The organism is Blautia sp. HCP3S3_H10_2 (genome assembly GCF_052122375.1).
Classification (GTDB): domain Bacteria; phylum Bacillota; class Clostridia; order Lachnospirales; family Lachnospiraceae; genus Blautia_A.
The window spans coordinates 1-1,790 of record NZ_JBQKCL010000040.1; the positions used below are offsets into that span (position 1 = coordinate 1).

The 1,790-nt window shown below is 45.5% G+C and carries 1 protein-coding gene; it reads right to left on the reverse strand.

Annotation, left to right across the window (positions count from 1 at the left end):
• Window positions 1-39 precede the first annotated feature (39 nt).
• Window positions 40-1,260 (reverse strand): MFS transporter, encoded by a 1,221-nt coding sequence (locus ACTQWB_RS18610; RefSeq protein ID WP_002584949.1) that lies wholly within the window; start codon window positions 1,258-1,260, stop codon window positions 40-42.
• Window positions 1,261-1,790 lie beyond the last annotated feature (530 nt).

Below are 1,790 nucleotides of genomic sequence, written 5' to 3' on the forward strand. Positions count from 1 at the left end.
CCAGGCATTTTGTTTAGTAATAGAAAAAGGTGCAGTTGATTATTGCGTATTGTCAATCTCTCTCAAACCGGGTAGTAAAAATACGGCAAGCGCAACGATGATAATGCCAATTCCGCAAATGACAAACCATTTCTCAACTCCCAGCCGCTCCGCCAGAGGCCCGGAAATGACAAGGCCAAACGGCATGGCGAGGGAAGCGGCGCTTGTCAGTAGAGAAAAAACTCTCCCCAGATATTCTGGTTTGACCGTTTCTTGAAAAATCGCATTTTGCACACCGTAAAATGGAGCGGAAATTCCCATAACAGTACAGCACACAACAAAGACAAGAAATGCGTCTGGCGGCAAAAGCCCGGAGAGCATATTGCTAACGCCCATCAGGAGAACGGAAAGACCGATGGTGTACCGCCGTTTCTTAAAACCGCCCCAAATGCTCAGAATGACTCCGCCAAGCAGCATACCAACCGCAAAAGCAATTTCAGCGGCAGAGGCATGGGCCGGTGTTCCTTTGAAGTATGACATACAGATGAGAGGAAAAAGCGTACTGATTGGCATATAAAAGAACATATAAATTACACCAATCCAGAGCAGAGCAAAGAGGCCCCTGTTTTGCTTTAATACCACATACCCCTCTTTCATATCCTGTAAAAACTGTTGTCTTTTCGTTTCTGGACATAGTTCAGGCGTTGGTATGGACGAAATCGCAACAGTCACACAGGCAAGGATTGCACCCACAATATCTAACAATATAATTGCATTAAGAGGCCAAACAGCATATAAAAACGCTGCGGCAGCTGGACTGATAATCGCACTTACTGCTTGCATGGTCTGCGTGTAACCAGCGCATTTTGTAAGTTCCTCTTTTGGCACAATCATAGGTGTTGCTGCGCTGAATGCTGGAGAATGAAAAGCAGTTCCCGCACTTCGGATTAACAGGACAACCATAATAGACCATACGGGCAATTCCATGTAAAACGCCACCAGCGCCAGAATACCGCCAGCGGCGGCAATTATCAAATCCGCACCAATCATTACGCTTTTACGGCTGTGCCGGTCAACAAAAGCACCTGCAAACGGGCCTAAACAGGCTTGCGGCAAAAATCCAATCAGTGTTGCCGCCGTCAATATGATTGCAGAATTAGTTTTCGCAACCAAATAAAAGATAATGGCCATTTGCAAAATACCGCTGCTAATAAAGGATATTGCTTGTCCGGCAAGAAGTGTAAAATAAGTTTTTCTCCATGAATTGTTGTTTTGGGTCATAATGCGAACCTCCTTTTTTATTGCATTGTTCCTTTGTTTCTGCAATAAAAAGCAGGCGTTGTCCCACAGAGAGGGCAGACGCCTGCATAACAACAAAGCACGAAAAAACACCACGATACAGTTCAAAGACTGCTCGTGTCAAACCTACGTGTTCCTTTGCATACGCACGCAAAAAAAGCCCACCATCATGTGGAAAGGTACTTCTACTTTTTATTGCTTATTAGCGTACACAAATTAACACACGTAAGCCTCCTTCCAATCTCAAACTGTCGCACAGTATAACACACATCCGATAGACTTGTCAACCATTTTTAACCTTGTTTTCCATCTTGTTTTTCCATCTCTTACGGGCAGTAGCAAAGCCAGGCGAGCCAGTCAACGGTCAAGATGAACGGCGCTTTCAGCGCCGCCGTTGACAGTCTCGCCCGTCTTTGCTAATGGGTAATCAAGGCGGGAAAGCCATTTTAGGGCTTTCCCGCCCATTTCAATTTTGGGAGAAGAAAGGCCCCAAAATGAACGAGTGCGGCCAA